General features: G+C 59.7%; 4 protein-coding genes and 1 pseudogene. 3 read left to right on the forward strand and 2 right to left on the reverse strand.

The genetic code is table 11. The features are described 5' to 3' along the window. Positions 1-706 (reverse strand): DUF3742 family protein (locus CF68_RS37845; RefSeq protein WP_063832543.1); only part of this gene is annotated, 706 nt, incomplete at its 3' end. Positions 707-718: 12 nt separating this feature from the next. Here CF68_RS37845 and mobH point away from each other — a divergent pair. Next, positions 719-2,563 carry a MobH family relaxase gene (gene mobH, locus CF68_RS00010; protein WP_035814942.1) on the forward strand — a complete coding sequence of 615 codons (1,845 nt, stop codon included), beginning with the start codon at positions 719-721 and terminating at the stop codon, positions 2,561-2,563. A 195-nt stretch (positions 2,564-2,758) separates the two neighbouring features. Here mobH and CF68_RS35790 read toward each other — a convergent pair whose 3' ends face one another. Beyond that, positions 2,759-3,157 (reverse strand): helix-turn-helix domain-containing protein, encoded by a 399-nt coding sequence (locus tag CF68_RS35790; protein WP_084186963.1) that lies wholly within the window; start codon positions 3,155-3,157, stop codon positions 2,759-2,761. 220 nt (positions 3,158-3,377) lie between these two features. Between CF68_RS35790 and CF68_RS00015 the strand changes: the two genes are divergently transcribed. Then, on the forward strand, positions 3,378-3,728 hold the full coding sequence (locus tag CF68_RS00015) for a DUF2958 domain-containing protein (protein ID WP_035814951.1): 351 nt from the start codon (positions 3,378-3,380) through the stop codon (positions 3,726-3,728). A gap of 267 nt (positions 3,729-3,995) precedes the next feature. Next, positions 3,996-4,233: pseudogene (locus CF68_RS00020) on the forward strand (MFS transporter); the annotation flags it as partial.

Here is a 4,233-nt window from a genome sequence, read left to right on the forward strand (position 1 = left end):
CCTCAGCACACAGAATTCCTGACACCTCCGGATCGATTCGATGACCATCATAAGAATACAGGCCATACCCGGCAGGACCGTGCTCCCATTCTGCCTTGTGTTCCTCGTCATAGCTTCCATTATCATTCCGAATGATAATGGCGCCGGCCAGAGCGAATGCAAGCAGCAACGCTAGCCATAATGTGGTGTAGAGCAACGGGCCGAGCTTGAGCACCATCAGCAAAGCCTTCGCAACGCCAAGCTTCCATCCTCGCGCCACCAGCCAATTCGTTGCCCTCCGGTCCAGCCGCACACAACTCTGCCACAGCCGGCCCAGGGTCCGGCCCACACCCTCCGCGAAAGTGGTTTGTGCAACGTGTTTCATCGTGGCTACCTCATGCTCGTCCTGCGCTGTCCCTCGATACTCGTTCTTGAATCCTGCACGGCTTTTTAAACCGAGAGGCTGATTTCCCTGCAACATCCAATCAGACTGCGTGGCGTGCCCAAAATTCCGCGGGCGTGAGGACGGGGTACTGGCGGCCAGCAGCCCCTTGTCGCCGGTTATCAGGTGGTCGACCTTCGGCGCCAACAACGTGACAAGCCCTAACCTGGTCAGTGGGGTCTCGCAGGAACCGACGGTCAATCCGACTTTGGCGAAGCCCGCATTGGCTGTGGCCTGAGAAGAACTGTTGACGCTATATCCAAGGATCCAAAGTTTGCCCGTCATCCGAAATTCGCCATGCTTTCGTTGTTCCTACGCAGGAGAGTGCCGCCCAACACCGACACCCGGTCTACGGCCACCATGGAGCCTCCTAATGGGCTGACGCGGCCAGAATCGGCCGCGTCACTGCTGGCGACACCGCGCCGACAGAAGCTGCTGGAGCACATTTGGCAGCGCACTTCCGTCTCCCGCAACCAGTTCGCCACGTTGTACGGCGCGCCGTTGGAACGCTACGCCGAGCTGGTCCAACTGTTTCCGGCCTCGGAAAGCCACCACCATGCCTACCCCGGCGGCATGTTGGATCACGGACTGGAAACCGTCGCCTACGCGCTGAAGTTGCGACAAGCCCATCTCCTTCCGGCTGGCTCGACGCCGGAAGCTCAAGCTGCCCAAGCGGAAGCCTGGACCGCGGGCACGGCCTACGCGGCACTGCTGCACGATGTCGGCAAGGTCGCTGTGGATCTGCAGGTCGAGTATGGCGACGGCACTGTCTGGCATCCCTGGCATGGGCCACTTCGACTGCCGTACCGCTTTCGTTACCCCAAGAATCGCGAGTACCGGCTTCACGGCGCAGCAACGGGGCTGCTGTACGCTCGCCTGCTCGATACAGACATTCTCGACTGGCTGAGTGGGTATCCTGACTTGTGGGCCGCCTTGCTTTATGTCCTGGCGGGCCAGAACGAGCACGCCGGCACGCTAGGCGAGCTGGTGGTTCAGGCCGATCAGGCCTCGGTCGCTCAGGAGCTCGGCGGTGATCCGAGTAAGGCGCTGGCTGTATCCCGCAACGCGTTGCAGCGCAAGCTGCTGGAGGGCCTGCGTTATCTGCTCAAGGAGGAGTTCAAGTTGAACCAGCCTCAGGCTTCCGATGGCTGGTTGACTCAGGATGCGCTCTGGTTAGTGAGCAAGACCGTTTCCGATAAGCTGCGGGCACACCTGTTGTCGCAGGGCATCGACGGGATTCCGGCGAGCAATACAGCCGTGTTCAACGTGCTGCAGGATCACGGCATCGCCTTACCCACTCTGGACGGCAAGGCGATCTGGAAAGGTACCGTGACAAGCGATGTCGGTTGGTCCCATACCTTCACGCTTCTGCGCCTCGCACCCTCGCTGATCTGGGAAGGAGATCAGCGGCCCCCATCGTTCACCGGTACGGTGACGGTAGTCCAGGAAGCGGGGGAGGCAACGAATCTCGGATCGGTGCCGAGCAGTGCGCCTTCGCCCGCAACTCGGTCTTCGTCAGCTAGCCAGCCAACGGGCGATAGTGGCGAAGCGTTGGATCTGCTAGTCGCTCCCGGCGCAGCGTCGGCAGCTACCTTATCACTCACGGAAATCGACCCATCAGTTATAGAAGACCGGACCGTCGAGTCCGCAGAGTCGAGGGCGCCTATCGACTCGGTTTCCCTGGCACCCGCCTTAACTTCGGGACAGGAGCAAACGCCGTCAGGCGAGCATTTTGTTGCTTGGCTGCGCCGGCACATCGAAGCACGCACGCTCATCATCAATGACGCCAAGGCATTGGTGCATACGGTCGCCGATACCGTCTATCTAGTCAGCCCCGGTGTGTTCCAGCGCTATGCCCAAGAACATCCCAAAACCGCTTTCCTTGCCAAGCAAGCTCGAGTGCCCGATTGGCAATGGGTGCAGAAACGGTTCGAGAAACTGCACTTGCACTGCAAACAGCAGGACGGCGCGAATATCTGGACCTGCACCGTGGTGGGGCCGCGGAAGTCGCGGAGACTTCATGGCTACCTGTTGGAAGATCCGCGAGTCCTGTTCTCCGACATGCCGCCGAACAACCCTTACCTGTCGCTATCCCCGTCCGCCAGTTCTGGGCAGGAGTCACCGCGTGTAGTCCCGGCCTAAATAGCATAAGGTCGCGCAGTGGGCATCTTCCATGGAACTGAAGGAGGGGCTGCGACGCAAGCGGGGGCGTAATTTCAATTTTGATCGGCGTTCCGTCTGACTTTGACGCCCCTGAGCGAGGCGAGGGAGCCGGCAATATGTGCGATTCCTAACTTCTGGACACATGCTTTGGATTGATGGTCTTGCAGTGAGCCGTCACTTGCGGCGTGGGCTACGCAAGGAATGTTTGGACCGCAGGAGGTCAGTGAACTGCCGAATGAAGCTGATCACAAGCGCTCTTTCATCCGGCTCTAGGTCCTTCAAGGCATCTGATACCACAGCAGTCTGATCATCAATATGCCTTGAGCCCCGACGCAATAGATCGTCCACCGTGCAATCCAATGCATCGCTTAGTTGCTGGAGGCGATATAGCGTTGGAACACGAGTGCCGCGTTCCCAGCGGCTGACTGCTTCCTGTTCCAGGTTGATCATCTCCGCCAGCTTCGCCTGAGTCAGGCCGCGAGCACGTCGCTGCGCGGCAATAGCAGATCCAACACGGGCCGCAATGGCTGCGTCCTGTGCATCTTCGCCAAGTGGTGTTGATCGAATAGGCATAGGACACAATGGTGGTATCTATTCCATTTGCGATGAACATCCTAAATGGAATAAATAAGTCCTAAATGGTTGATTTGTCGCTCGAGTCAGGGTAAGGTGGAGTACCGATGCTACCCAAAGGCTAGACGCGGGCTGCCGGTGAAAGGATTGCCCCGCGGCAATGCCGAGCCCAGCAGCGCCTAGCTTCTCCGTGGAGTGAAACGTTATGGAGGCTTTGACCATGAACCCATCCCTCATCACAGCGGAACAACGCGAGCAACTGCTCGCAAACGGCCGCGCGTACGCAACCGGCCACGCCAGCGACCCGCTGCCTGTGGTGCGGCTGTTTACGCCTGACGCGCATGCGACCTGGCTACTGGCCGCGCTCGACCCCGCCGATGGTGACACCGCATACGGTTTGTGCGACGTGGGTATCGGCATGCCCGAGCTGGGCCATGTGAAGCTGTCCGAACTGGCATCCATCGTTGGACCGCTCAAAAAGCCGATTCTTCGCGACCTGTATTTCCGGCCGAACCGATCGCTATCGGCGTATGCGCAGCTGGCGCAGGTAGACGGTTCGATCCCCGACTGACCGAACCCGCCGGCCGTTCCGCTAGCCGGACCGGCCGCCCTCTGCTGCACCTCATTGGTTGCAGCAGTCGATTCCACACAAAGCGACCAGCATGGAAAGACGGTGCGCACGACTTGATGTCCGCGCACCAACTGTGCATTTCCTTACAGGCGTGGCGCACCGGACGATGCCTGATCGGCATCCCTCACGCGCAAACGATGGGGTCTTGGTCTCAAAAGGACCGGCCCTGACCGAAGTCCATTGATCACTACCTGACGAGGACCGGACGTGAATCCACAACAGGAACCCCATGTGAATCCCCTGAGCGTACCGGGCGGCGTCTTGCCCGCACCGGCGCGCACGCTGGCTGCTCGCGACTACAAGACCTTGGCCCTGGCGGCCCTTGGCGGCACGCTTGAATTCTATGATTTCGTCATCTACGTCTTCTTCGTCACGGTGCTGGGCGCGCTATTCTTCCCGCCCAACATGCCAGACTGGCTGCGACAACTGCAGACGTTCGGCATTT

Source organism: Cupriavidus sp. SK-4, from assembly GCF_000611125.1.
GTDB classification, from domain to species: domain Bacteria; phylum Pseudomonadota; class Gammaproteobacteria; order Burkholderiales; family Burkholderiaceae; genus Cupriavidus; species Cupriavidus necator.

What these genes read in the sequence shown, in the direction of transcription:
- mobH (WP_035814942.1), top strand. Translation starts at nt 719, where the DNA reads ATGCTTTCGTTGTTCCTACGCAGGAGAGTGCCGCCCAACACCGACACC.
- CF68_RS35790 (WP_084186963.1), bottom strand. Translation starts at nt 3,157, where the DNA reads ATGCCTATTCGATCAACACCACTTGGCGAAGATGCACAGGACGCAGCC.
- CF68_RS00015 (WP_035814951.1), top strand. Translation starts at nt 3,378, where the DNA reads ATGAACCCATCCCTCATCACAGCGGAACAACGCGAGCAACTGCTCGCA.